Source organism: Rhizobium sp. WSM1328 (assembly GCF_057653715.1).
In genome coordinates this window covers 455,217-481,304 of the sequence record NZ_JBYGKO010000003.1, presented here as the reverse complement: position 1 = coordinate 481,304, position 26,088 = coordinate 455,217, and the positions used below count along the sequence as shown (strand labels likewise).

Genomic DNA, 26,088 nt, shown 5'->3' with positions numbered 1-26,088 from the left:
TTTCAACAGAATACGTGAGCGGCACCGGGATCGAAATTCAGATGGACTATATCGCCACGGCTGAGCCCGACGATAGCCTCATGACCAAACGGCAGACGAACCGCCAGCGCCTCACCCGTCGCCGTCTCGGTCGAGACGTGAATATTGTTGCCGAGGAAGGTAATGTCGCTGACGGTTGCGGCAAGACCCGCTCCCGCCACCTGGTTTCGCGACAACCGAATGCGCTCAGGCCTCAGCATCAGGGCTGCCCTTGTCCCGGAGCTTCCTTTTCCATGCACCGGAATGTCATTGAAGACGCTTCCGCCGCCAAGCGAAATGGTGGCCTGCCCATCGGAAGATGACAGCAGGTCGCAGGAAATGAAGTCGCTGTCGCCGATGAATTCGGCAACGAAGCGGGTCCGCGGATTGGCATAGAGTTCCGGCCCCGTGCCGATCTGGTCGATGACCCCCTTGGAAAAGACGGCGATCCGGTCGGAGAGCCGCAGCGCCTCCTCCTGGTCGTGCGTGACATAGAGGATCGTCACTTCGGTCTGCTGATGGATCCGGCGTATCTCATGCTGGATTTCCTCGCGCAGCTTCTTGTCGAGCGCCGACAGCGGCTCGTCCATCAGAAGCACCGGCGGGTCATAGGCAAGGGCTCTGGCAAGGGCGACACGCTGCTGCTGGCCGCCGGACATTTGCGCAGGCTTGCGATCCTCGAAGCCTTCGAGCCTGACGAGGCGCAGCATCTCCTTGACCTTGCTGTCGACCTCGGCCTTGGACTTCCGCCTCACCTTCAGCGGGAATGCGATGTTTTCGCCCACCGTCAGATGCGGAAACAGGGTGTAGCGCTGGAACACCATGCCGATGTTGCGCTTGTGCGAAGGCGTGTCGAGCAAGGTCTTGCCCTCCAGCGTGATGTCGCCTTTCGTTGGAGTTTCAAAACCGGCCAGGATGTAGAGGGTGGTGCTTTTGCCGGATCCGGACGGTCCGAGAAAGGTCAGGAACTCCCCGCGCCGGACGTCGAGATTGACGTCGTGGACGGCGACGACCGGGCCGTATTCCTTGCGTATTCCGCGGATCTGAAGGAACGGTTCTTTCATTGTTTCAGTACCTTACGCACGACGGCAACCAGCGCCATCAAGAGGATCGTCAAAAGGATGAGAAGGGTCGACGCCGCAGCGACAACGGGCGTCAGGTCCTGCCGCAGCGTTGCCCATACCTTGACGGGCAGCGTCTGCAGGGTCGGGCTGGACATGAAGATTGCCACCACCACCTCGTCCCAGGAAGTCAGGAACGAGAAGACGGCCGCCGAAAACAGCCCATGGCTGATCGCCGGCAGGGTGACCCTGATCTTTGCTTCCAGAGGCGAGGCGCCGCAAAGAACCGCCGCGTCCTCGATCGACTTGTCGAAGCCCTCCAGCGCACTTGAGATCGAGAGGATCGAGAAGGGCAGCGCGAGAACGAGGTGCGAAATGACGAAGCCTACCAACGTGCCGCCAAGGCCGATCCTCAGAAAGAAGGCATAAAGGGCGACCGCAAGAACCACGACGGGCAGGATCATCGGCGTCAGGAACAGTGCTTTCAGCGCATCGCGGAACAGGAACGAACCGCGCACCAGCCCGAAGGAGGTCACGAGCCCGAGCAGCACCGACAGAACAGTCACGATGACCGCGATCTTGAAGCTCGTCCAGGCCGATTCCAGCCAGCGCGGATCGGCAAAGAGCTCGCTGTACCATTGAAGCGTCCAGCCGGGCGGCGGAAAGATCAGCCACTGCGAGGAGCCGAAGGAGAGCGCCGCGATAAAGACGATCGGCATCAGCAGGAAGGCCGCAGTCAGAAGCGTTATCGCCAGCAAGATGTATTTCCACCAGCCGAGACGGTCGAAATTGAGCAACATGTCAACGCCCTCCCGGATTCTGGTTGCCGACGAAGCGCAGCTGCACGGCATAAAGCAACAGGGTCACCACGAGGAGAACCAGCGCCGCAGCACCGCCCATGCCCCAGTTGACCAGCGACTGCACGAATTGCGCGATCAGCTCTGCGAGCATCATGTTCGAGGTGCCGCCGAGAAGCGACGGCGTGACGAAATAACCAAGCGACATGACGAAGACCATGAGTGCACCAGCCGCCATGCCGGGCATTGCCAAGGGCAGCAGAACACGGGTCAGGCACTGCCACCGGTTGGCGCCGCAAAGTGCCGCCGCCTGCAGGGTAGACGGGTCGATCTTCCTGATCACGCCGTAGAGCGGCAGGATGATGAAGGGCAGCATGATATAGGTCATGCCGATGGTCACCCCGGTCAGGTTGTTGACCAGTGCCAAGGGCTTGTCGATCAGCCCCATTCCGATCAGCATCTTGTTGATGAGCCCCGTGCGCTGCAAAAGAACCATCCAGGCATAGGTGCGGGCAAGCAGGTTGGTCCACATCGATAGGAGCAGGATCGCAAAGATCACCGAGGTTAGGCGCCCGGGCATGATTGCCAGCGCCCAGGCAACGGGAAATCCGATCAGCAGCGAAATCACCGTGACGAGACCTGAGACGATGAAGGTGTTGGCGAAGATCTTCAGATAGGTCGCGGACCCGATCAGCTGCGCATAGTTTCCAAAACCCGGCACGGGTTCCAGCACGCTGCGCAACAGGAGCACTGCCACCGGCGCGATGAAAAAGATCGTCACGAAGGCGAGAGCCGGAAGGACCCCGCCGAAACCTGTTGCCCTGCGCACCTTTGGCAGGGGCGCAATTGCAGCGGAGGCATCGCTATATGTCGACATGACAGTCCTTCCCACCCGTCAATTTCCGCAGGCGCCGAGGTCCGACAAGCGGGCACCGACACTGCGGGGGCACGGCGAACATTCGCCGTACCCGTTCATCTCAAGTTTCAGGCTATTTCGCCTGCCAGGCGTACCACTTCTCGCCGATGGCATCGCGATTATCAGCCCAGTAGTTCATATCGGCATTCACCTGGCTGGCCGTCTGCTGATCCGGCAGGGTCTTGGCCGTCTCCGGATCCATCAGCTTGGCCGAGTCAACGTTGATTGGTGCATATCCGGTGGCTTTTGCAAGGGCGGCCTGCGGTTCGGCAGAAGTCGCCATTGCAATGAACTTCATCGCGGCTTCCACGCTCGGCGAACCCTTCGGCACGACGAGCGAATCCGCAGCGGTGATGTTCTGTTCCCATGAGGTCTCGGTCTTGATACCGCTCGCCGCAAGCGCGGTCATGCGGCCGTTCCAGACACTGCCGAAGGGAGCCTCGGCGGATGCCAGAAGCTGCTGCGACTGTGCGCCGCCCGACCACCAGACGATATCCGATTTGATCGTATCGAGCTTCTTGAAGGCGCGGTCGAGATCAAGTGGATAGAGCTTGTCGGCGGCCACACCGTCGGCAAGCAGCGCCGCTTCGATCACGCCGGGAGCCGACCACTTGTAGAATGTGCGCTTTCCCGGAAACTTTGCCGTGTCGAACAGATCCGCCCATGTCTTCGGGCAGGCGGTGACGGCATCGGCATTGCAGCCGATGACGAAGGAATAATAGAAGCTGCCGACCGAGTAATCAGTCACGAAGCGCGGATCGAGCTTGGATTTGTCGATGACCGAGAAATCGAGTTTCTCGAGCTGGCCATTCTTGCCGGCCTGGGCGGCATAGTCGCCTTCGACGTCGACGACGTCCCAGGTGACCTGGCCAGCCTCGACCATCGCCTTTAGCTTGCCGTAATCCGTCGGCCCGTCCTGCACGACGGTGATACCGGTCTTCTCCGTGAACGGGCTGGCCCATGCGGCCTTCTGCGCGTCCTGGGTCGTTCCTCCCCAGCTCGAGAAGACCATGTTGTCGGCGTGCGCCGGTACGGACACAGCCACGAATGCGGCAACCGCCGCGACAGCAAATGTTGTTTTCATGTTCCCTTATCCTTGTTCTGGTTTGTCCTACGGGTATGCCTTATGCCGTCAGTGCGCCTCGCTCCTGGGAGAAAAGTTGGCTGGCTTCATAATCTTGTTTTCCGCCACTTCGATCAGATCGCGGATCTTGGGCAGGAAGGCCTGCCACCGGGGATCGGCCAGAAGCCTCTGGCGCCTCGCCTCCCGGTCGTCCAGGCTCGCAAAGGCCCAGATGTGAACGATCTCGTTGATCGTTCCGATCTCCGAAAAGAAGTAACCGACGAGCGTGCCGAGATGGCTCTTCTGGATTTCGATCCCCTCTTCCTCGACGACCTTGAGATATTGCGGGATGGTGCCGTTCTTCAGCCGATAGGTGCGGATTTCGTAAAACATCGGCGCTACCTCATCACGAAGGGATCGGGGATCGGATCGTCCGATGTCCTGAGCCAGATCGTCTTGGTGCGGGTATAGTCGAGTGCTGCGGCCATGCCGCCTTCCCTGCCATGGCCCGACAGGCCGAAACCGCCGAACGGCGCGATCGGTGATACCACGCGGTAGGTGTTGACCCAGACGATCCCGGCTCGCAGCCCCTTCATCAGCCGGTGCGCCCGGGTCAGGTTCTGGGTGAAGACGCCGGAAGCCAGGCCATAACGGGTATCGTTGGCGAGCCGCAGCGCCTCGGTCTCCGTCTCGAATGACACGACGGACAAGACCGGCCCGAAGAATTCCTCGATGAGCGAGGGCGAGGCGACATCGTCGCAGTCGAGAATCGTCGGTGGGAAATAGTAGCCGTCGCCGTCGATCTTGCGCCCTCCCGTGACGAGGCGGGCGCCGCTTTCAATCGACTTGGCGACGAGGGCGCCGATATTGTCCTGCTGGCGCTTGGTGGCAAGCGGGCCGACTTCGGTCGCCATATCGAGCGGAGCACCGATCCGGATTGCCTCCGCCTTCTTACGCAGCAGGGCGACGAATTTGTCCTTGACGCTGCGTTCGACGATGAGGCGCGATCCGGCAACGCAGCTCTGCCCTGTGGCGGCGAAGATCCCCGCGACCTGGGCGTTGGCAGCGCTCTCGAGATCTGCATCGGCAAAGACGATGAATGGCGACTTGCCGCCAAGTTCAAGCGAGGTGGAGGCGAGGTTTTCGGCCGAGTTGCGAACGACGTGCCGGGCGGTTTCAGGGCCGCCGGTAAAGGCGACATGCGCAACCTTCGGGTGCCGTCCGAGGGCGGCGCCGCACGACGCGCCGAAACCGGTGATGATGTTGACGACGCCGGCGGGAAAGCCTGCCTCGTGCACGAGCCGTGCAAATTCGAGAAGCGGCGCCGGCCCGTCTTCCGAGGCCTTGACCACCATCGTGCAGCCGGCCGCCAGCGCCGGTCCGATCTTCACCGCAGACAGGAAGAGCTGGCTGTTCCACGGCACGACCATCGCAACGACGCCGATCGGCTCGCGGCGAAGCCAGACATCCATGTCGGGCTTGTCGATCGGCAGGTAGGCGCCTTCGATCTTGTCGGCGATGCCGGCATAGTAGCGATAGTATTCGGCGACATAAGCGATCTGAGCCGATGTTTCGCGGATGATCTTTCCGGTGTCGCTCGTCTCCAGTTCTGCGAGGATCTGCGCGTTAGCGGCAACCAGATCGGCCAGCTTGTAAAGCAGCTTGCCGCGTTGGGTGGCCGTCAGTTTCGGCCATGGGCCGTCGTAAAGCGCCCTGTCGGCCGCGTTGACAGCCCGGTCGACATCGGCCTCGCGCGCTTCGGGCATATCAGCCCAGACCGCGCCGGAAGCGGGGTCGATGCTTGGATAGCTGGCCTCGCCATCTGAAAATTCGCCGTCGATATAGTGCTGGAAACGCCGCATGGTGTTACTCCTGAAATGCCGGCATGACCTCGGTGATGAAGCGTTCGAGCGACGCCTTCTTGCGCTCGAAGCTCATGCCGGTGTCGATCCAGAAGGAATATTCGTCGTAGCCGAGTGCTTCATACGCCTTGAGCCGGTCGATGACGGTCTCAGCATCGCCAACGACGTTGTTGGTGCGCATGACCTGGTCCGACAGCATCGCGTTTGCTCTGATCTGGTCGTCCGGGATCCGTTCGATCAGACCCTGGGTAACCAGCTTCTCATTCTTGAACCAGGCGAAGAAATAATTGTAGTAGACGCTGAGTTCATGGGCGGCCTGGGCGACATCGTCCGCCGACGAGCCGACATAGGTATGGCGCAGCAACATGATCTTGGGCCGCTCGATCTCGGGATGCTTGGCGCAGGCGTCGTTGAAGCGCTCCATCAACGACTGAACCTCGTCATCGCCTTGCCAGAGGGGCGTCACCTGAACGTTGCAGCCGTTGGCGACGGCAAATTCGTGCGAGTTCGGATCGCGCGCTGCCACCCAGATGGGCGGGTTCGGCTGCTGCAGCGGTTTCGGCGCCGAGGTGGTCGACGGAAACTTGAAGAATTCCCCGTCATGGGCGTAGTCGCCGGCCCATATGCCCTTGACCGCCGGGATGAGCTCGCGCATGCGCTGGCCGGCACCCCAGGCATCGAGACCGGGCAACAGACGCTCGTATTCGAAGGAATAGGCCCCGCGCGCGATGCCGATATCCAGCCTTCCGTCGCAGATGATATCGGCCATGGCCGCCTCACCGGCAAGCTTGATCGGATGCCAGAAGGGGGCAATCACCGTCCCCGTTCCAAGCCGTGCCCGCGATGTGCGGCGTGCCAGATCGGCAATGGTCACGAACGGGTTGGGCGCAATGGTGAAATCCATGCCATGGTGCTCACCGGTCCAGATCGCGTGCATGCCGCCTTTGTCGGCGATCTCGCAAAGCGCGACGAATTCCTCGTAGAGGCTCTTATGGCTTTGATTGGCGTCAAGCCGTTCCATATGGACGAAGAGGGAGAACTTCATGCTTTTGCGTCCTTGGCTGGAATTGGGTGAACAGTGCCGCCGGTCTCGTCGCCGAAATAGACGCCGAAATTGCCGATCGAGCTTTCCATCGCAAAACGGTTGACGATATCGGCAGTCGAACTGGTCTTGAACTTTGCCGCAACCAATGCGTCAGGCTTCAGGAACCTGCCGCCGGCAGGCTCGCCCTCTCCAGCAACGGCGTGATAGACGATGTGTTGCTTGCCGTCGCTCTTGCCCTCATAAACCGAATAGAGAAAGCCGATGCTGACCTTCAACCCGGTGAGCGTTTCCAGGTATTTTTGCAGCGTCTCGGTCGGACTGCCGTCATGGGCATCGACACCTGGCAGGGAGAGCACATCTTCGCCGAGCAGCAGAACCTCGCCGCGGCGTTCGACAACGGCTGCAAGTTCCATATTGCCTTCGCTTGCCGCCGACACCGCCTTGCTTGCGAGCGTCGGCGTGAAATAACCGCCACGCGCATAGCCGAGACCGTTGCGGCCGCTATTGTCGAAAGCTTCGATGCGCCCCATCAAGATGACGTGGTCGCCAGCCTCGATGACCTCTTCCATGGCGCATTCGAACCAGGCCGCAACGCTTGAGAATATCGGGCAGCCTGCTGATCCTTTCGCCCATTCGACCGCCGCAAACCTGTCCTCGACCGGGCGAGCAAAGGTGTTCGACACGTCTTTCTGCGTTTCCGAAAGCACGTTGATCGCAAAATGCTGCGCTCCGGTCATGGTGGCGAAATTGCGCGACGTCTTGGCAAGGCAGACGAGGAGAAGCGGTGGATTGAGCGAGACTGAGGTGAAGGAGTTCGCTGTGAAGCCGATCGGATTTCCATCCCCGTCACAGGCGGTGACGACAGTCACCCCGGTCGGAAAGGCCCCGAATGCATCTCGCAGTGCTCTTGGGTCGACAGTCTGGATTGTCATCGTTCATCCTCCCCGAACGACAGCCACTCAGCGAGCAGCGAATTGACGATATCAGGCGCGGTCAGGTTCACCATATGACGATGGCCTTCGACGATGCGAGCGTAGCCCTGCGGCGCAAGCTCTGCCATTTGCGTCGCCATCAAGGGCGTCGAGTTCGGATCATCGGACCCCGTCAGAAACAGGGCCGGACCAGCCACGTCTTTCCAGCCGTCAGCATAGGTCTCGTCTCCTCCCGCAAAGGCGGAGTAAGCGACGGCATAGCCCTGGGGATCAACGAGGTTCAGCCATTTTCGCGTCAATTCACGCGCAGTGACGCTGTCTGCATCATCGCCGAACCAGCGGGCCAGAGGGCCTTCCTTGTCGACGCCCGATACCGGAATGGCCGCGGCGCGCGCAAGCACGGCGGCCTTTGCTTCAGGATCACGCCTGTAGACGCCGTTGAGGTAGGCGACGCGGCTGATCCGCTCGCCAAGGGTCACGGCCGCCCCTCCTGAAACCAGTGCGCCCATCGAGTGTCCGGCAACATTTGCCGTGTCGATTGCCATCTCGTCGAGAAAGCGTCCGAACCAGTCGACGAACTCCTCGAGCCGACTGCCCGCCGGCAACTTTGCGCTCTCGCCATGTCCCGGCATATCGACGGCGATGACGCGATGGCCCGCAGACAGGAATGCGATCTGCGGAGCCCAGGCCTCCAGCCGCATGCCGACGCCATGAATGAGAACCAGCGGCTCACCGCTGCCGGCCTCGTGATAGGCCGTTCCGCTTGCCGTCCTTTTTCGGGACAAGGCACCGGCGGCGTTTGTTGCTGCAGCGGTGCGTGTGGTCGATCCGGCCGTCAGCATCTCAGAGCGCTCCTTCAAACGCCCGCAGGATTGGCAACGTCCTGCCCCAGGTCTTTCAGATCCTGGTAGCGGTCGCCGATGCGGTGATGCGGGCGCCCGCCTATCGAAGCACCGAGAGCCACGACGATCTCGTCGGCAGCAGGCGCGTCGGGGATCGACGTCTGGATGGTCAGGTAGTGCGAACGGCGGCCTTCATCGTTCTTGTCCATCAGCGGGATCATGATCGGCGCATTGGCCGGACCGCGTGTGTTGCAGAAGGCGAGATAGGACTTGGCGCCGACGGCCTGGCGATAGAAATTGCCGAAACGCAGCGTGTGGATAAGCGCGGACCCGTGTTCGATTTCGCCGTCCAGGCCGACGACAGCGGACTTTCCATATCCTTCGACAGCTTCGCCGGACCCGACCGCATCGATGATCATCTTGGTCAGCAACTCGCCGAGCACCGGAGCGCCTGCGTGAATTTCGGGCTTGAGGTCGTCGACGAAGCCGCGACCGGCCCAGGGATTCTTCACGACCGCGAAGGCGGTAAACAGCTTCAGCGGAACCGCCGCGGCCTTGCCGCCTTCGATCAGCGTCGTTTCGATCTGCAGTCCCGTCTTGCGAATTTGAATGGCCATCGAGCACCTCATTTCTCAATTTCGTATTATGGTATACCATAATATATGAGTGTCAAGTTGGTTCCCTCGAGGACGCAGTTCAGGCCGAGGCGGTGATTTTCAATTTGGCGCGCGCACTCTCGACGCACCGGGCAGCGCTTTCTTCCCGTCAGCGCGTTGTCAGCTGACAAACGACCTGGCGGCGCCCCGCGGAGGCGGGCCGAGTCCAGAAGACAACGGTCATCCCAGTTCATGGTACCGCCTTATATATTACTTAATATGGCATACCATCACATTGGACAAAGTTGGGTGTCAAGCGCGGAGTATGGGTTCCGCTAAATTGCGCGGAACATCATCGCGAATGGAGTGATATCGACAGCTGAGATGAGCGCTTTGCCAGGCCTGCGGGGAAGCGGCAGGGGCCGCTCGTGCCTAGTCGGCAGGCTTCTTCCCCGACAGCACCGCTTCGGCAATCGCGCTCGCGGCGGCGACGTGATTCATCGCCGCCCGGTAAGCCCCCTCGCCGTCGCCGCGGCGGATGGCGTCGACGATCTTCGACATCTGCAGCGGGCCTTCGATGCCGCGTCTCTCCGTCTTGATCGTCATCGAGCGCAGGTGGTTGATGCGCACGGTGAGAAGATTGACGACACCCCAGGCAACGTTCCTGTCAACCATCGTGAACAGCGTATGATAGAAGGAAGAGGTGTTCGTCAGCACAGCCGCCATATCGTTATCGCGGTAACTGTTGCGGATCCCGGCCAGAGATTCCTCCAGCGCAGCGACGATCTCGGGGCTGCGGCGCTCCGCGCACAGCCGCGCCGCCATGCCTTCCAGCGCGCCACGGATCTCATAGATCTGCTTGGCTTCCCCGATGTCGAGCTGCGCGACGATCGGCCCCTTGTTCGGCAGATTGGCGACAAGCCCTTCCGATTCCAGATGCCTCAGAACCTCGCGCACGACTGTTCGGCTGACGCCGAGCTGGGCGCAGAGGTCACGCTCGACAAGGCGATCTCCGGGACGGAAATATCCGTTGACGATGGCTTCGCGGACCTTATCGAGCGCCAATTCCCGCAAGGTCTTTGCAGGACGCTCGACTCTAATTGCGTCCTTTAGAGCGCCGCTCATTGTCTACCTCAGTGTTGGACTTTGCACGCTCAACTTCCGCCGCGGCAGCCGAATGCAAGAATCGTATTATGGCGTACCAGATACTGTAGCTGTCGGCGCCCGGCAATTCAACAAGCGCTGTGCCGACCTATAGCGCCGCTCGCCTTTTCAGACGCGCAAAGGACGTTGCAGCACCTTTGATCTGCTGCCGACACGTCGGGAGCTAGCCTCTTGAAACGATCTCTTCGACCACGGCCTTGGCCTGCACCCGGATATCCGGAACGGCGGTAATCTCCCAGAATTGCCCCGCCGTCAGGGCACCGACCGCAAATAGTCGGGCCGGCGATATTCGGGACGGGGCTATCACCTCGGAAGCGGCATCCACCTGGATCCCGAGGCCAAGAGGATCGGGGGCAATCAACTCGAAGCGGCTCATTTCCTTCAAAAGCGGTGAATGACTGATCCCGGCCCGCTCCATTCCCGTGCAATTGACGAGCCAGTCCGCCCTGATCTCGGCGATCTCGCGCGCCGCTCTGACCCTGTAGCCGGCAACAAGCCGGCCCTCCTCGGCCCCGAGCGATTTCATGAAGCCTGCGTGGAAACGAACAGTTCCGTCTAAGACCAGCTTCTCAAACCTGTCGAACACGTCAGGCGCGACCCGGTGACGGTGGATGTTCCACCAGGGAAGCGCATGCCTGAGGAATCGTGCACGTTCCTCGCCCGAAAGCCGTTGCCAGAGAGCCTGCGTGGCAGGCCTCAGACCGTCCATCACGGCTCGCCAGTCGGCAACCGTCCTGCTCTTTCCCCGCAGGGTCTTCAATATGCCGCTGATCGTATCCGGAAGCGCCTGAACGTCGATCGGCAGAGGCACTGGCGGCTTCCAAGCGTGCCCGAGGGGTGCGAGCCCGCGCCGCGAAAGCACATCGATCCTGCCGCGGTGGCCATGGGCGCGAAGCGCCAGCACCTGATCGATCATCGTCAGGCCGGATCCTAGGATACACACCGCATCGGATGGTGCGACGCGCCTCAGCCACGAAAGCCGCCACGGGTTCTCGATGATCCGAGATCGCAGCGATGGCGGAATTCCGTCCGGAGCGACCGGAAGGGTCGCGTTCCCGACGCCGAGGCAGAGCACCACGGTCTTCCCGGCAATCTCGTCACCGTTGCCGAGATGGAAGGCCAGCGTGCTGCTGTAACGTTCAACGCATCCCGCTGCCTTAGCCTTGATGAAATCGACCCGGCAACGGCCGTCCCGCTTTCGAAGCAACCGTGCAAGCGTATCGCGGACATAAAGACCATAATCGCTGCGCGAGGCGAAATCGCCGGCCTGCAACGGACGGCCATGGCTTTTAAGCCAGTCGACAAAGTCGTCGGGTTGATGCGGCAAAAGGCTCATGCGGCCGGCCGGAACATTGAGGCGATGGAGATAGAGCTCCGTCCGGTAAGCCGTCCCGCGGCCGAAACCAGGATCGTCGCCGACGACGGCGACCTTCGCCGAAGCGGGAAGCTGCTCGATGAGATTGCAGGTAACCGCTATCGCTGAAAAACCGGAACCGACCACGATAACATCATATGCCAAATGCATTCCCCCTGAAGCTCAGAGCGTCATCGAGACATTTCGTCATTCAAGCCCAATGTCGCTCGCCGGTCCCTGTTGATCGCACAAGCGGCAGAATCACGAAACAATTATCTCTATTGTCTATAAATATAGTTTGTTATTTCTCCCGCTAGCCCCTCCCCAACCATTACGCTTTTGAGGGTGAGATCAAGGGCCGTCCGGCCCTGAACAAAGGGGCTCAAGATGAATTTCAGGAATTTGGTTGCCGCGATCGCCGTCGGCGTCGGCACTCTAACAGCGGCTGTTGTCGCCGAAGCGGCGGACAAGAAGGTCGTTGTCGCCTATCAGACCGACGCCTTGCCGTCTTCCGTGGCGATCGCCAATGGTGAATTCGCCAAGGAGACGGGATACGACATCGACTTCCGCAGGTTCAATTCCGGCGCCGAAATCTTTGCGGCCATTGCCTCCGGTGACGTCCAGATCGGCTATGTCGGCTCCAGCCCGTTTGCGGCTGCGGTATCACGCGGGCTCGAGGTCAAGGCCTTTTACCTCGCCTCCATCTCGGGCATCGACGAGGCTCTGGTCGTCCGCAACGGTTCCGGCATCGAAAGCCTGAATGATCTGAAGGGCAAGAAGCTTGCTGCTGCACCGGTATCCACGGACCACTATCAGCTGCTGGCGCTGATCAAATCGCTTGGCCTGACCGAAAAAGACGTTCAGGTCTTCGCAATCCCTCAGCCTGAGATCGTCGCCAGCTATAACCGCGGCGATATCGATGGCGGCTTCGTCTGGGATCCGGCGCTCACCGAACTGAAGAAGAACGGGAAGGTTCTCGTCACCTCCAAGGACGTGGCAGACAAGGGTGCGCCGACATTCTCGGCCTGGGTCGCGACCTCGAAATTTGCCGCCGACAACCCGGACTTTCTGAAGGGCTTCGCTTCGGTCATCAACAAATACTACGCCTCCTTCGCATCGGACAAATCCGCCTGGGGTCCCGACAGCGGCAACGCCAAATCACTTGCCAAGCTTCTCGGCGGAACAGCTGAGCAGCAGGCATCGGCCCTGAAGAACCTCACGCTGCTGACGCCTGAAGTTCAGGCATCGGATGCCTGGCTCGGCGGCGGCGAAAAGGCGGGTGCCGGCAAGATTCTCAAGGACACGGCATCGTTCCTGAAGGAACAGGGCAAGGTTTCCGATGTACAGGCGAATTACGGCGCCTTCGTCACCGCAGATGCCCTCACCGGCGTCAGCAACTGATCCTCCCCAGCGCCGGCGCGGCTTACCGCGCCGGCATCGAACTTGCGAGCGGCAACATGCTTAAAGTCGATCACGCCAGCGTTTTCTTCGCAGCCCGCGACGGGCGGACCGTTCACGCGCTCGATCGCGTTTCCTTCGATATTCCCGAACGGGGTTTCGTCGTCGCACTCGGGGCGTCAGGATGCGGCAAATCAACCCTTCTCAACGCGATTGCCGGCTTCCTTCCGCTTTCGGATGGCCGGATCACGCTCGATGGCCGCGCGGTCGAACAACCCGGCGCAGATCGCGGCGTCGTTTTTCAGAAAGACTCGCTGCTGCCTTGGAAATCGGTGATCGACAATGTCGCGCTCGGTTTGAAATTCGCCGGGGTCAAGCGCAGGGAGCGCCAAGCGCGCGCCCTGGAGCTGCTCCGGCTCGTCGGTCTCGACGAATTCGCCGGCGCTTTTCCCTACGAGCTGTCGGGCGGCATGCGCCAGCGTGTCGGCATCGCACGGGCTCTGGCAACAAATCCCGACATCCTGCTGATGGACGAGCCGTTCGGCGCACTCGACAGCCTGACGCGCGAGCAGATGCAGGAACTGCTGGTTTCCATCTGGGATAAGACGGCAAAGAAGGTCTTCTTCATCACGCACTCGATCGAAGAAGCCTTGTTCCTGGGCACGCAGGTCCTGGTCATGTCACCTCGACCGGGGCGCGTGGTGGCACGCTTCGATCTGGATTTCGTTCGCCGCTTCGCCGAAACCGGCGACGCCCGATCAATCAAGGCGTCACCGCAATTTGCCGAGCTGCGCGAGGAGATCCGCGCCATTCTCCACAGCACCGAAGACCTCAGGAGCGCCGCATGAGCGATATAGTGCAGGCACCGCCGATTGCGGCGGGTAGAGAGGACCATCAGGTCAAGCTGGTGAAAATGGCGGGCTTTGGGGCCGGCGAGAAATCGACGGTGGCCATCAGCATTGCGACAGCGATGGCCATACTGCTTTTGTGGTGGGTCGTCTCTGCGCTCGGTGTCGTTCCACACCTGTTTCTGCCGCGTCCTGACGAGGTGCTGACACAGATCGGCGCCATCTATCGCGACGGTTACGCAGGTGCGTCGCTGTCCGAGCATGTTTTTGCAAGCCTGTTCCGCATCGTCGTCGCCGCCCTGATCGCCGTCTCCGCCGGCATCCCACTCGGGTTGCTCATGGGCCTGAACCGATGGGCAAAAGGGGTGCTCGACGCGCCGATCGAATTCTACTGGCCGCTTCCGCCGCTCTCCTACCTGCCGCTAATGATCATCTGGCTCGGCATTGGCGAGACGTCGAAGATCACGCTGCTGGTGCTTGCGATGTTCGCACCGATCTGCCTCTCGGCCCAGGCCGGCGTCCGTGCGCTGCCGATCGAGCGCGTCAATGCCGCGCGTTCGCTGGGCGCGAGCCGGCTGCAGCTCTTCCTTGATATCGTCCTGCCGTCCGCCCTGCCCGAGATTCTCACCGGCATTCGAATTGCGCTCGGTGTCGGCTGGGGTACGCTGGTTGCGGCTGAATTGATCGCCTCCACGCGCGGGATTGGTTTCATGATCATGTCGGCTTCACAGTTCCTGGCGACCGACGTCGTCTTCGTCGGTATCGGCATCATCGCGATCTGCGCGTTCACCTTCTCGGCCGCAATCCGGTTTCTGGAGGCGTACCTCGTGCCCTGGAAGGGCAAGCTCTGACCGGAGGGCGGCAGGGAGCGATATTCAATGGTTTCCCGGCGCCGCATTCAGCCCGTGTATGGCGACGAGCTCGGCTGCGACCAGCTTCTGAAGCCGCCATAAATTGCGGTCCCGGATGCCACGTTCTTCCAGATGTTTCACCGTCAGATACAGATACTCGGCACAGGAGCCCATGTGCCCGCAGGCTCTCGCAAGTACCTGCGCCACCGTCTCCAGCGGCAATTTGCGGGAAACACGCTCGCCTTTCGGACCAGCCCAAAAGACCAGCGCACGCACCAGCCCATGCGCGGTTGCGACCGGGATCCAGCGCACCGTCGCTGCGTCTTCGATCGTGCCGACCTCACGGCGGATCAACCGCCGAATCTGGCCAAGTCGGTCATCATCGGCAAGCCTGAAGACGACGCCGTTGCATCGTCCACCGCGATCAAGTGCCATCATCAGGCCCGGCTGGGACCGCGTTCCCCGCCAGCGGGTCATCTGCAGGCAGAAGGAGCGATGCCACCCTCTTGTCGCGCCATGCTGCGATTCGACGGCATCGAAGTCCGGCTTCCATATCAATGATCCATAGGCGAAGATCCAAAGCGGCGCGCCGGTAGACTCGTGAAGAAGCCGGTTGGCGAGCATCTCCACCTCCGCTTCGGTCAGCGGTTTTCGGTGTGGCTCCGGGCCGACACATAGCAAAAGCCGGCGGCATGGAAACGACATGCCTTCGACCGCGCGTTTGCGTCTTCAAGCCCTCCAGCAATCGGTAGCCGCTGCGCCAGCGGCCAAAGCCGCTGGCGACATTGATGTGCCCGGCAAGGCCGATATTCCTGGTCTCTGCGTTCCACAAGCGGCCGAACAGGGTCAACCGATCGACCGTCATGTACGCATCGTTCATGCTGCCGACGACAATGCTCGGAAAAGGCAAAGGCGCCGTCGGCATGGCGCCAAACGAGATAAGCCCGGGATGCAGGTTTTCCGTGACCGGCAGATCGCATGGAGCAACGAGCAATGCTGCTTTGACGCGGCGAGCAGCACTTCGCCCGGCCAAGCGGGCGGCAAGCAGGCATCCGAGACTGTGGGCAACCAGATAGGCCTCGCCGGCCTCTTCAAGCGCGCCTTCCAATCGCAGCAGCCAGTTGTCAAGGTTCGGATGGTCCCAGTCGTCCTGAGCGACTAAACGACTGCCCGGGTGATCCTGCAGCCAATGCTGTTGCCAATGCCCTTCTCCCGAGCCGAAAAGCCCGGGAAGAATAAGTACGTCGATCATCTGACGGCTTCCTCTTTGAAGCTGCGCGTCGGCCTTTTTCCCGATTGGGGCAAACATCGGACATCACTCATCAGACCCACCCGATCACCAGGGCAAACAGGAATGTGAAGGAGCTGACGATCGTGCAGACTCCGGCCGCATGCCTGAAATGCGACATGACGCTGCCCTCCGCCCTTCTCGCACCGCCCCGACGCAGGTCAGTCTCAACGACAATCGCCATCTCGCCGTTCTCCTCAATACCAAAGACCGGGCATGGTGCCCCAATAATGGAGTTCGTATTCGCGAGCGGACCGGTCACGCTCGTCGTCCCGCGCGAACAATCCGTTGACAGGCTCCCGTGCAGCGGGCGGCTTCAGGCCGAGGAACCGGCCGATCGAAAGCTTCAGCCAGAACTGAAAATCAAGCTTCATGCGAACCTCCTGTCAGGAACCGGTATTATTCGGCTAGAAAATCAGCGAATGACGTTGTGCATTGGCGAGAAGAACATGAAGCGATGCCGTCGGTCCGTAGAGCATCAGCAGGCGGTTCTCCTCGCGTTTGGCGAGACGATAGCGTCGGGCGAATTCGAAGACGCTCCACAATTGCTCGCTTGCCCCCGGCCATTCCGCATCAGCGATCGTTGCTTCCTGAGATCGAGCCATCTCGACGATCCTTACTCGGCTGCCGCCAGGGCCGGGTTTGCGCCCGGAAAGAAGGCCGCCAATTCGCCGACCACTTCGTTGATCCGGGCCAAAAGCGCATCGGATGAAACCGCATAGTCTGTGAAATCGCGATCGGACGCATAGACGGCGGTCGGCAAGGTATGGGCCATGAAAAACCCGAACAGCGGCCGAAGCTGATGCTCGACCATCAACGCATGCCGGTCACCGCCGCCGGTCGCCGTGATGATGATCGGCTTGCCCCGAAGTTCGTGGGGGTCGATCAGGTCGATGAGGTGCTTGAAATGGCCGGGGTAAGAGCCCTTGTAGGTCGGCGAGCCGATGATCAGGGCATCGGCCTGCACGATCTCGTCGACGACATGCCTGGCCTGCGCGTCGAGATCCTTGCGCCACAAGGCGCTGCCCAGCGACGGACCGACATCATTGAGATCATAGCTCTTGCTGGTAAATCCGTAGCGAATGCTCGCACGTTCGGCGATGTGCCGCACAAGTGCCAATGTCTTCGATGGACGGTTGAAGCTGCCAGCGATGCCGACGAGTTTGAAAGCTGACATGGTTTTTCCTCTCTTTGCGTTGCTCCAACTATTGTCTACAAAATTGATAGATTAAAGGAACGTGCATCTCTCCTTCTTCGCCTGGTTGAAAAAAACGTTCACCGCATCTTCAGCACGCATAAGCTGCAAGCCAATCGCCATCGACATCTCAGACCGCGGGACGCTGCAATTCATTGCGGTCACATTGCTTGATCCAAGCCTAGGGCTTGTCGCCGTGAAGATGACGTTCGAGGAAGGGTAAATTGTCCTGCCCCCAATAGATCTCGCCGTCAAAGACATAGGTAGGAAAGCCGAAGACGCCGCTGTCGCGCGCATGCACGCGGTCTGCCGACCATTTGTTCTGGACATCGTCGTCGGCTTGTCGTCTGAGGAGCACCGCGCCGTCGAAACCCGCTGATGTCACGATCGCCTCGCGCACATCGGGCTTGCCGATATCCTTCGCCTTGCTCCAGAAGGCATGCTGCAGGACGCGGGCAACGCCGATCCAATCCTGTCCGTCGAGGTAGGCGGCAATCACGAAGAGGGACGCCGGCGTCGGATCGCTCAAATCCGGGCGATGTTCGAGCTGCAGTTCCTTGCCGCGCACGCGCGCCCAGCGTTTGAGATCCCGCGTCCAGTAGGCGCGCCTGATCTCCGGGCGGTTGCGCGAAAAGATACCGCCATTTTCCTCGACCACCGTCGTCAGATAGGGCGTGATGACGACGTCGTTCTTCGCCGCAAGTTCGGCGAAGGCGTCGAAGCCGATATAGGACCAGGGCGAGCCGATCGAAAAGAAGTACTCTACTGATTTGGTCACTGATGCATGTTCCCTGCGAGGTGATTGTTCTGGCGTCGAATGGTCGACGGCATTTCAGGAAGCGGCCCGAATGCCAGATGGCGCTTTCCATCCTAGCTCCGGTGCGATCAGCGTCACGAAGTCGTGGAGAAACTGGCGATATTCCTCGTGCTCGAACTCGTAAGGGAGCTCCAGCCTCAACTCGCTGACCTCGGGCAGGATCGGATCGGCAAAAAGCTGCGCCAATATCTCGTCCGATGTGCCGACGACATCCCGGGCAAACAAGGTGCGCCGCTCGCCCTGCGGTGAAAGGGTTCGCTGATGGCGGCCATCGGCATAGTCTCGATACCGGCGGCGCGTTGCCGCATCGGCGCTATCGAAAGGCACGATGACGCGACCCAGCGCAACCCGCCGCTGCGTCTCGGCGGCGCGATAGGTTTCGATCAATCGCGATTGCGCGATGAAGAAATCATCCGTCCCCTCGCCCGTTATCACATTGCCGGTCAACAGGTTGAAGCCATTGCGGCCGGCCCATTCGGCCGAGCGCTGCGACCCGCCGCCATACCAGATCCGGTCGATCAGGCCCCTGGCATAAGGATGCAGCCGCGGCCGCTGCGGGCCGAAGGGCGTCTTGATCAAGGTCTGCTCGTCGCCGAGATAAGCGCCGCGCAGATTGTCGGCAAAGCGCAGCACGCGATCATGCGAGAAATCGTAACCCGTCCAGTCGCCGTCGAAGACAAGCGGAGCGATCAGCTCGGCGTGTAGCGGCCGGCCAGCGCTGACGCCGACATTCAGCCGTCCGCGGGACAGAACATCGACGGTGGCAAGATCTTCGGCCAGCCGGTAAGGGCTCTCGTAACCGATCGGGATGACTGCGGTTCCAAGCTCGATCCGGCTAGTGCGCTGCGTCGCCGCCGCCAGGAAGGCGCTGGCCGAAGAGATTCCAGGCTCCAGGTGCCGCTGGCGGACCCAGGCACTGTCGAAGCCCAGATCTTCGCCATATTGCAGCTGCTCAAGCGTCTGCTCCAATCCCGACAACGGATCGCCGTCGGGATAATTGCCGGGGGTGAGGAAGCCGATATGGCTGATGGATATGTTGCCCACTCGTACCATCCGATGATCAGTACTTCGGCAAGCCGGGCGGATTGGTCTCGGATGCCGGCAAGGCTTCCTCGGAAAGATGCCAGTAGTCGAGGATTTTTGCGTAGGTGCCGTCCTTGATCAGGTCGTTGGTGGCGACAGTCAGCGCATCGGCCAGCCCACTTCCCTTGCGGGTGGTGATCGCCACATCCGAGCGATCCGGCCAGCCGGCGCTCAGCGTGCCGACCCGCCTGATGTTCTTGTCGCGCGCGGCGATGAAGACGAGCTGTGCATGCGGCTGGACGATGACATCGGCCCGGCCGGACCGCAGCGCGAGAAGGCTTGCCGCCTCGTCGTCGTAATATTGCAGTTCGATCGGCTTCAGGCCCGCGGCAAGGTCTTCCTCGCTCCACTTCACCAGGATGCGTTCCTGGTTGGTGCCGGCCCCGACAATGATCCTGAGGCCTGCCGCATCCTTGGGCTCCTTGATCGAGGTGACAGGGCTGTCGGATTTCACGAAGAAACCATGCAGGCCCTGACGGTAGGTGGAGAAATCGAATTTTTCCTTGCGCTGCTCGGTGACCCCGACATTGGAGATGACGGCATCATACTTGCCCGAGGCGAGGCCGAGCGGCCAGTCAATCCAAGCGACCGGCACGATCTCCAGCGTCAGCCCGAGGCTGTCGGCGATGGCATAGGCATAATCGGGATCTGCCCCGACCACGGTCTTGGCGTCGGTGGCATAAGTAGCAAGCGGCGGGCCGCCGGGGCTGACGGCGATGGTGAACTTGCCTGGTGTGACGAACTTGAAATCCTTGGGGATCGCGGCAATCGCCGCATCGTTCCTGGCGGCATGAAGCCGGCCCGGCTGCTCTGGGCTGAGGTCGAAATCCTCGGCTGCATGGGTAGCGCCGTAGGAAAGGGCTGACGCCATGACGGCAATCAGCAGGCTCCGGAATGCCGGAAAGGCAATCATGGTTTTATTCTCCAAACTGTCAGGCAGGGTGGCCGGCAGCAATGCCGCCGGCCCTATAGGAACTGATCAGGAGCCGCTCTTCGGCAAGCCGGGCGGGTTGGTCTGGGCCTTGTCGATCGCCTCAGGACCGAGATTCCACGTATCGAGAATCTTCCGATAGGCGCCACTGGCGATCAGGTCGTTGACGACATCGGTCAAGGGAGCAGCCAGGCCGCTGCCCTTGCGCGTGGTGACGGCAATTTCGGCCGTGATCGGCCAACCGCCGCTGACGGTGCCGACGAGCTTGGTCTTGCCGTTTATCCCTGCCGAATAGGCCTGCGTCGCGTTCACGCTGAAGACGGTGTCGGCTCTGCCGGACTGAACGGCGAGATCCTTGACCGCGTCGTCGTCATAATATTGCACCTCGATGGGCTTCAGGCCGGCGGCGACGTTCTCGCGATCCCATTCCAGCAGGATCTTCTCCTGGTTGGTGCCGGCATCGGTGATGACCTTCAGGCCGGTAATATCCTTCGGCTGCTTGATCGCCGCGATCGGGCTATCGGCCTTGACGTAGAAGCCAAGCTCATCCTTGCGGTAGGTCGAGAAATCGAACTTCTCCTTGCGTTCTTCCGTGACCGTCACGTTGGAGATCACCGCGTCGAACTTTCCGGAGGTCAGCCCCAGCGGCCAATCGGCCCAGGCGACCGAAACCAACTCGAGCTTCAGGCCCAGGCTGTCGGCAATGGCCTGCGCCAGATCGACGTCATAACCGATGACGGTTTTGGAATCGGAGGCATAATCATGCAGCGGCAGATTGCCGCTCGAGCTGATGCCGACGGTGAAGACGCCGTTTTCGACGAACTTGAAGTCCTTGATTTCGGCAATGCGTTTCTCGTTCTTTTCAACCCGCAGCCGGTTCGGCTGCTCGGGGCTGAGATCGAACTTCTGCTGCGCCTGCGCGGAACCGAAACCGATTGCGGCCATGGTGACGGCTCCCGCTATCAGAAGCCTTGCCCTATCTGTAAATGTCATGCCCCTTCTCCGTTTCATCTTTAGGTTGCGGTTATTGTTATTCGGCCGGAGCAGCCCGTCGCGGCCCGGCGTTTCGCCAGCGCTGTTTCGCGCTAGAGAACCTTGGCGAGGAATTCCCGGGTGCGGGGATGTTCCGCTTGTGCGAAGATGCGGGCCGGCGGCCCGGCCTCCAGGACGCGGCCGCTGTCCATGAAGACGACCGTATCGGCAACTTCGCGGGCAAAGCCCACCTCGTGGGTGACGATGACGAGCGTCGTGCCGGTGCGGGCAAGCTCCTTGATGACGTCGAGCACTTCGCCGACGAGCTCCGGATCGAGCGCCGATGTCGGCTCGTCGAAGAGCAGCACCTTCGGGCGGAGCGCCAGTGCGCGGGCGATCGCCACACGCTGCTGCTGGCCGCCGGAGAGCTGGCGCGGATAGGCGTTGATCTTGTCGCTGAGGCCAATGCGTGCCAGCAGCTCCTGCGCCAGCTGCACGGCGTCCTCGCGGCCGACACCGCGAACCTGGATCGGTGCCTCGATGAGGTTTTCGAGCACGGTCAGATGCGGGAAGAGATTGAAGCTCTGGAAGACCATGCCGATATCGGCGCGGCGTTTGAGGATATCCTTCTCCTTGAGCTCATAGAGCGTGTCGCCCTTCCTGTTGTAACCGACGAAATCGCCGTCGACCGAGATGAAACCCTCATCGACACGCTCCAGATGGTTGATTGCGCGCAGAAGCGTCGACTTGCCCGAGCCGGATGGACCGAGGATGGCGGTCACGCTGCCGGCGGGAAGGCTTAGCTCGACGTCATCAAGCACTTTCAGCGAACCGAAGCTTTTGGAAATGCCGTGAATGCGCACCGCGCCGCCAGCGGCCCGCAGCGTCGCCGCATCCTGGAAACCGATCTTGCGCACGGTGTCGGTCGCCGTCTCGAGGACAGGCAGCGGACGGCGGAAACGCTCGAGAAATGCCTGGAAGGGCAACGGCGTCGGATTGCGCACGGCGCCTTTGGAAAAATAGCGTTCGATATAGCGCTGAGCGATCGACAGCACCGTCATGATGATCAGGTACCAGACGGTCGCGACCATCAGCAGCGGAATGACTTCGAGATTGCGGCGGTAGATCACCTGGACCGTATAGAAGAGCTCCGGCAGCGCCAGCACGTAGACCATCGAGGTGCTCTTCGCCAGTCCGATGAGTTCGTTGAAGCCGGTCGGCAGGATCGAGCGCATGGCCTGCGGCAGCACGATGCGGAAGGCCTGGCGGCGGCGCGGCAGACCGAGTGCGGCGGCGGCCTCCAGCTGTCCGTGATCCACCGAGAGAATACCGCCGCGCACGATCTCGGCGAAGAAGGCCGACTGGTTGAGCGTCAGGCCGAGGAAGGCGGCGGCAAAGGGCGTCAGCAATTGCACTGTGGGATAGTCGAGGAAAACGGTATCGGTGAACGGAATGCCGATCTTGATCGTCTCGTAGAGGTAGCCGAGATTGTTCAAGATCAGCAGCAGCACGATGACCGGGATCGAGCGCAGCAGCCAGATATAGCCCCAGGAAAGACCGGAGAGCAGCGGCGACTTCGAAACGCGGGCGAGCGCCAGAGCGGTTCCGAGGATGGATCCGGATATGGCGGCAAGCACGGTCAAAAGCAGCGTCCTGCCGAGACCGACGAGCACTGGTTCGGCAAAGAACCATTCAGCAAAGACGCCCCAGCCCCAGCGCGGATTGGTGAAGATGGAATAGAGCACGGCGATGATGACGACGGCGGCAAAGATCGTGCCTGCCAGGCGGCCCGGATGACGCGCCGGCACGATGCGGTAACGGGAATAATCCTTCGATCCTGCCGTCCTGCTGCCGGGGTCGATGCCGGCGAAATCCGTTGTCAGCGCCATTGTGCTTCCCTTTTATGATTGTCGGTCTTTGCCGTTTTCAGAAATTTGCGCCGGCCACCCGCAGGCGCGGTTCGGCATCTTCGTGAGCAGGCTCAGCGAGATGGGTGATGTCCTTCTCGAAGGGCAGGCTCTTGTAGATCTCGGGATCAACGGAGGTGTCGAAGAGAGCGGTGTAGCCGTAGTTCAGATAGAGGCCGACGGCTTCGGGCTGGCGAAAGCCGGTCGTCAGGTAGATGCGGGAATAACCTTGGCGGGCGGCCTGGGCCTCCAATTCCACCAGCACCTGGCGGGCAAGGCCCTGACGGCGCAGATCGGAGCGCGTCCAGATGCGTTTGAACTCGGCCGTGCGTTCGTCATAGTTCTTGAAAGCGCCGCCGCCGATGGTTTCGCCACCACGGATCAACAGGAGAAAATTGCCGTCAGGCGGCGCAAAGGCTTCGGGAGGATAGCGGTTCAGCTCGGCTGCGGCCCCTTCGGCATTGAAATAATTGCCGTAGCGGCTGTCATATTCGTGGATCAATTCATCGATCAGCGGCTTGGCGCGCGGGTCGAGAGGGCTGGTATAGAGAAACGTATCGCTCATATCGTTCATCACCCGTTGTCATCAGTGAGGAAGGTTTCGGCGAGCCGGACCCAGTAGCGGGCGGCGGGCGCAATGATCGCGTCGTTGAAATTGTAGTGGGCATTGTGGAGAGGAGCGCTGTCGCCATTCCCGACGAAGAGGTAGCTGCCGGGATTTGCCTGCAGCATGAAGGCAAAATCCTCGCTCGCGGTTCTCGGCCGGAAATCCTTCTCGATTGCCGCCGGGCCGAGTGCGTCAAAGGCGACGCGCCTGGCAAACTCCGTTTCCCCAGCGTGATTGACCAGTGCCGGAAAGCCGAGGCGGTAATTCACATCCGCCTCGGCGCCGAAGCTTTCGGCCTGGGCCCGGGCAAGGGCGGGAATGCGCTCTCGCAACAGCTGGCGGACCGTCTCGCTGAAGGCCCGCATGGTGAGCTTCATCTCGACGCTCTCAGGGATGACGTTCGAGGCGGACCCGGCATGGATCGAGCCGACGGTGGCGACCGCCATGTCCTGCGGGTCGACATTGCGGGAAACGACGCTCTGCAAGGCGGTGATGAAGGAGGCCGAGGCAAGCACCGGATCGACGGCGCGGTGCGGCTCGGCGCCGTGGCCGCCCTTGCCGATGATCTTGATTACCGCCTGATCGACCGAAGCCATGGCGGGGCCGCTAACGAAGCCGAATTGACCCGCGGGAACACCCGGCCAGTTGTGGAGCCCGAAGACCGCGTCGACAGGAAAACGTTCGAACAGGCCTTCCGAGATCATCTTGCGGGCGCCAGCGCCGATTTCCTCGGCGGGCTGGAAGATCAGCTGCAGCGTGCCGCTGAAATTGCCGCTTTCGGCGAGATAACGGGCGGCGGCGAGCAGGATCGACGTATGTCCGTCATGGCCGCAGGCATGCATGACACCAGGATTGCTGCTGGCATAGGCAAGACCGGTCGCCTCCTCGATCGGCAGCGCGTCCATGTCGGCGCGGATGCCGATCCGCTTTTTGCCGTCGCCGCGCCTGAGGGTGGCGACGATGCCGGTTCCGGCAATGCCCGTCGCCACCTCATAGCCCCAGGAGGAAAGGCGGGATGCCACAAGCTTGCTGGTCCTGAGCTCCTGGAACGCAAGCTCCGGATATTGGTGCAGGTCGTGGCGAAGCGCGATGATCTCGTCGAGATAGGCGGCGATACCCTTGTCGACCGGATCATTGCTGCGCGGGTTCTGAGCGATGATGTTCATGACGGTTCGTCGGCGCCTCAAGCGCCGACAGCCTTTCCGCGCTCGACCTGGTCCGCGCCCGCCGTATAACGGCTTTCGCGGAAGGGAAGGCCGAGATGGTCGCGCAGCGTCTCGCCCTTGAGAACCGGATCGAAGTAGCCGCGCTCCGTGAGGATCGGCAGAACATATTTGGAGAAGTCGTCGAAGCCCTCGGCGATGACAGGGAAACCGAGGATGAAGCCATCGGCGGCGCCATGATCCACCCAACGGATGATCTCGTCGGCGATGTGTTCCGCCGTGCCGATGAAGGCGGTGCGCGGCGTTGCGGAATCAAGCGCGACCTGGCGGAGCGTCAGGTCCTTCTCCCGCGCCGTCTTCTTGATGCGGTCGGTGGTGGCGCGGAAATTGTTCCTGCCGATATCGCCGAGCTCGGGGAACGGCGCGTCGAGCGGATAGACGCTGAAATCATGATGATCGAAGAAGCGACCGAGATAGAGCAGCGCCTCCTCTGTCGTGACAAGGTTGCGGATCGCCTGATACTTGGCGTCCGCCTCTTCCCGCGTCGCACCGACGATCGGTCCGATACCCGGATAGATACCGACTTCCGCGGCACTGCGGCCATGCGCAATCACGCTGTCCTTGAGCTGTCGGTAGAAGGCCTGCGCCTCCTCGAACGGCCCGCCATTGGTGAAGACAGCGTCGGCATGTTTGCCGGCGAGCCTGATGCCGGAATCCGAGGCGCCAGCCTGGAACACGACCGGCTGGCCCTGCTTGGAGCGGCCGATGTTGAGCGGCCCCTCGACGCGGAAGAAGCGGCCCTTGTGGTTGAGGCGATGCATCTTCGTCTTGTCGACAAAGACGCCGGTCTCGCGGTTGCGGACGAAGGCGTCGTCGTCCCAGGAATCCCACAGGCCCTTGATTGCATCAATATAATCCTCGGCGATCTCGTAGCGCAGTTCGTGCTCGGGATGTTCGCGGCTGTAATTGCGCCCGGAACCCTCGAGCGGCGAGGTCACCGCATTCCACCCTGCCCGGCCGCCGCTGATGAGATCGATCGAGGCGAACTGGCGGGCGATGGTGAAGGGATCGCTGTAGGAGGTCGAGACCGTGCCGACGAGGCCGATTTTCGAGGTCGACGCGGCGAGCGCCGAGAGAATGGCGATCGGCTCGAAGCGGTTGAGGAAATGCGGAATGGACTGTTCGTTGATGTAGAGCCCGTCGGCAACGAAGGCGAAAGCGATGCCGGCCGCCTCCGCCTTGCGCGCCGTCTTGACGAAGAACTCGAAATTGACGCTGGCATCGGCCGGTCCGCTTGGATGCTTCCAGGCATTCATGTGACCGCCGGGACCCTGCAGCATGATGCCGAACGTGACGTGTCTTTGAGCCATGGGATCAA

The 26,088-nt window shown here is 61.3% G+C and carries 28 protein-coding genes and 1 pseudogene; 3 read left to right on the top strand and 26 right to left on the bottom strand.

What is annotated here, in order from left to right:
• Positions 1-2: 2 nt before the first annotated feature.
• From AC2444_RS29935 to AC2444_RS29880, 12 genes are all read right to left on the bottom strand, one after another.
• The gene (locus tag AC2444_RS29935) at positions 3-1,082 is read right to left on the bottom strand and encodes an ABC transporter ATP-binding protein (protein WP_003555655.1); all 1,080 of its coding nucleotides are present in this window, start codon (positions 1,080-1,082) and stop codon (positions 3-5) included.
• Positions 1,079-1,879, bottom strand: coding sequence for an ABC transporter permease (locus AC2444_RS29930; protein ID WP_003555656.1), 801 nt, complete (start codon positions 1,877-1,879; stop codon positions 1,079-1,081). Before AC2444_RS29930 ends, AC2444_RS29935 begins: the two co-directional genes overlap by 4 nt.
• 1 nt (position 1,880) lies before the next feature.
• Entirely contained in the window at positions 1,881-2,753 is an 873-nt protein-coding gene (locus AC2444_RS29925) for an ABC transporter permease (protein WP_128449471.1), read from the bottom strand.
• Between the two features lie 112 nt (positions 2,754-2,865).
• Entirely contained in the window at positions 2,866-3,876 is a 1,011-nt protein-coding gene (locus tag AC2444_RS29920) for an ABC transporter substrate-binding protein (RefSeq protein ID WP_128449472.1), read from the bottom strand.
• 48 nt (positions 3,877-3,924) lie between these two features.
• Positions 3,925-4,248 carry an NIPSNAP family protein gene (locus AC2444_RS29915; RefSeq protein ID WP_003538302.1) on the bottom strand — a complete coding sequence of 108 codons (324 nt, stop codon included), beginning with the start codon at positions 4,246-4,248 and terminating at the stop codon, positions 3,925-3,927.
• A gap of 5 nt (positions 4,249-4,253) precedes the next feature.
• The gene (locus tag AC2444_RS29910; RefSeq protein WP_128449473.1) at positions 4,254-5,717 is read right to left on the bottom strand and encodes an aldehyde dehydrogenase; all 1,464 of its coding nucleotides are present in this window, start codon (positions 5,715-5,717) and stop codon (positions 4,254-4,256) included.
• Positions 5,718-5,721: 4 nt separating this feature from the next.
• Positions 5,722-6,762 (bottom strand): LLM class flavin-dependent oxidoreductase, encoded by a 1,041-nt coding sequence (locus AC2444_RS29905; protein WP_003555662.1) that lies wholly within the window; start codon positions 6,760-6,762, stop codon positions 5,722-5,724.
• On the bottom strand, positions 6,759-7,694 hold the full coding sequence (locus tag AC2444_RS29900; RefSeq protein ID WP_128449474.1) for a flavin reductase family protein: 936 nt from the start codon (positions 7,692-7,694) through the stop codon (positions 6,759-6,761). The genes AC2444_RS29905 and AC2444_RS29900 overlap by 4 nt, the downstream gene beginning before the upstream one ends.
• Positions 7,691-8,536 carry an alpha/beta fold hydrolase gene (locus tag AC2444_RS29895; RefSeq protein ID WP_128449475.1) on the bottom strand — a complete coding sequence of 282 codons (846 nt, stop codon included), beginning with the start codon at positions 8,534-8,536 and terminating at the stop codon, positions 7,691-7,693. The genes AC2444_RS29900 and AC2444_RS29895 overlap by 4 nt, the downstream gene beginning before the upstream one ends.
• Positions 8,537-8,550: 14 nt before the next feature.
• Complete coding sequence (locus tag AC2444_RS29890; protein ID WP_003538313.1) at positions 8,551-9,153, bottom strand: amino acid synthesis family protein; 603 nt, start codon at positions 9,151-9,153, stop codon at positions 8,551-8,553.
• Positions 9,154-9,564: 411 nt separating this feature from the next.
• On the bottom strand, positions 9,565-10,257 hold the full coding sequence (locus AC2444_RS29885) for a GntR family transcriptional regulator (RefSeq protein ID WP_128449476.1): 693 nt from the start codon (positions 10,255-10,257) through the stop codon (positions 9,565-9,567).
• A gap of 202 nt (positions 10,258-10,459) precedes the next feature.
• Positions 10,460-11,821 (bottom strand): FAD/NAD(P)-binding protein, encoded by a 1,362-nt coding sequence (locus AC2444_RS29880; RefSeq protein WP_128449477.1) that lies wholly within the window; start codon positions 11,819-11,821, stop codon positions 10,460-10,462.
• Positions 11,822-12,037: 216 nt separating this feature from the next.
• Between AC2444_RS29880 and tauA the strand changes: the two genes are divergently transcribed.
• The 3 genes from tauA to AC2444_RS29865 are packed head-to-tail and all read left to right on the top strand — an operon-like array spanning position 12,038 to position 14,747.
• Positions 12,038-13,051 carry a taurine ABC transporter substrate-binding protein gene (tauA, locus tag AC2444_RS29875; protein WP_128449478.1) on the top strand — a complete coding sequence of 338 codons (1,014 nt, stop codon included), beginning with the start codon at positions 12,038-12,040 and terminating at the stop codon, positions 13,049-13,051.
• Positions 13,052-13,107: 56 nt separating this feature from the next.
• Positions 13,108-13,896: a taurine ABC transporter ATP-binding protein gene (locus AC2444_RS29870; RefSeq protein WP_003555669.1), complete on the top strand. Its 789-nt coding sequence runs from the start codon at positions 13,108-13,110 to the stop codon at positions 13,894-13,896.
• Positions 13,893-14,747, top strand: coding sequence for an ABC transporter permease subunit (locus AC2444_RS29865; protein WP_128449479.1), 855 nt, complete (start codon positions 13,893-13,895; stop codon positions 14,745-14,747). The genes AC2444_RS29870 and AC2444_RS29865 overlap by 4 nt, the downstream gene beginning before the upstream one ends.
• A 24-nt stretch (positions 14,748-14,771) precedes the next feature.
• Here the strand turns inward: AC2444_RS29865 and AC2444_RS29860 are convergent, their stop codons facing one another.
• The 14 genes and pseudogenes from AC2444_RS29860 to AC2444_RS29795 all read right to left on the bottom strand — a co-directional run bounded on the left by AC2444_RS29860 (position 14,772) and on the right by AC2444_RS29795 (position 26,080).
• Positions 14,772-15,452, bottom strand: a complete 681-nt coding sequence (locus AC2444_RS29860) for a gamma-glutamylcyclotransferase (RefSeq protein ID WP_128449480.1) — start codon at positions 15,450-15,452, stop codon at positions 14,772-14,774.
• Positions 15,421-15,999: pseudogene (locus AC2444_RS29855) on the bottom strand (RBBP9/YdeN family alpha/beta hydrolase); the annotation flags it as partial. The pseudogene AC2444_RS29855 and the gene AC2444_RS29860, both read right to left, overlap by 32 nt.
• A gap of 70 nt (positions 16,000-16,069) precedes the next feature.
• Complete coding sequence (locus AC2444_RS29850) at positions 16,070-16,219, bottom strand: hypothetical protein (protein ID WP_164902774.1); 150 nt, start codon at positions 16,217-16,219, stop codon at positions 16,070-16,072.
• A gap of 13 nt (positions 16,220-16,232) precedes the next feature.
• Positions 16,233-16,409, bottom strand: coding sequence for a hypothetical protein (locus AC2444_RS29845; protein WP_017997704.1), 177 nt, complete (start codon positions 16,407-16,409; stop codon positions 16,233-16,235).
• Positions 16,410-16,442: 33 nt separating this feature from the next.
• Positions 16,443-16,640 carry a hypothetical protein gene (locus AC2444_RS29840; RefSeq protein WP_128449481.1) on the bottom strand — a complete coding sequence of 66 codons (198 nt, stop codon included), beginning with the start codon at positions 16,638-16,640 and terminating at the stop codon, positions 16,443-16,445.
• An 11-nt stretch (positions 16,641-16,651) separates the two neighbouring features.
• Complete coding sequence (msuE, locus tag AC2444_RS29835) at positions 16,652-17,212, bottom strand: FMN reductase (protein WP_128449482.1); 561 nt, start codon at positions 17,210-17,212, stop codon at positions 16,652-16,654.
• Positions 17,213-17,411: 199 nt separating this feature from the next.
• A complete protein-coding gene (locus AC2444_RS29830; RefSeq protein ID WP_128449483.1) occupies positions 17,412-18,008 on the bottom strand; it encodes a 2-hydroxychromene-2-carboxylate isomerase in 597 nt (198 codons plus the stop codon).
• A gap of 54 nt (positions 18,009-18,062) precedes the next feature.
• Positions 18,063-19,100 carry an LLM class flavin-dependent oxidoreductase gene (locus AC2444_RS29825; RefSeq protein WP_128449484.1) on the bottom strand — a complete coding sequence of 346 codons (1,038 nt, stop codon included), beginning with the start codon at positions 19,098-19,100 and terminating at the stop codon, positions 18,063-18,065.
• Positions 19,101-19,107: 7 nt separating this feature from the next.
• The gene (locus AC2444_RS29820) at positions 19,108-20,043 is read right to left on the bottom strand and encodes an ABC transporter substrate-binding protein (RefSeq protein WP_128449485.1); all 936 of its coding nucleotides are present in this window, start codon (positions 20,041-20,043) and stop codon (positions 19,108-19,110) included.
• 66 nt (positions 20,044-20,109) lie between these two features.
• Positions 20,110-21,054: an ABC transporter substrate-binding protein gene (locus AC2444_RS29815; protein WP_128449486.1), complete on the bottom strand. Its 945-nt coding sequence runs from the start codon at positions 21,052-21,054 to the stop codon at positions 20,110-20,112.
• A 92-nt stretch (positions 21,055-21,146) separates the two neighbouring features.
• Positions 21,147-22,922: an amino acid ABC transporter permease/ATP-binding protein gene (locus AC2444_RS29810; protein WP_128449487.1), complete on the bottom strand. Its 1,776-nt coding sequence runs from the start codon at positions 22,920-22,922 to the stop codon at positions 21,147-21,149.
• A 37-nt stretch (positions 22,923-22,959) separates the two neighbouring features.
• A complete protein-coding gene (locus AC2444_RS29805) occupies positions 22,960-23,517 on the bottom strand; it encodes a GNAT family N-acetyltransferase (protein ID WP_128449488.1) in 558 nt (185 codons plus the stop codon).
• Positions 23,514-24,713: a M20 aminoacylase family protein gene (locus AC2444_RS29800; RefSeq protein WP_128449489.1), complete on the bottom strand. Its 1,200-nt coding sequence runs from the start codon at positions 24,711-24,713 to the stop codon at positions 23,514-23,516. The genes AC2444_RS29805 and AC2444_RS29800 overlap by 4 nt, the downstream gene beginning before the upstream one ends.
• A gap of 17 nt (positions 24,714-24,730) precedes the next feature.
• Positions 24,731-26,080, bottom strand: coding sequence for an LLM class flavin-dependent oxidoreductase (locus AC2444_RS29795; RefSeq protein ID WP_128449490.1), 1,350 nt, complete (start codon positions 26,078-26,080; stop codon positions 24,731-24,733).
• Positions 26,081-26,088: the final 8 nt, after the last annotated feature.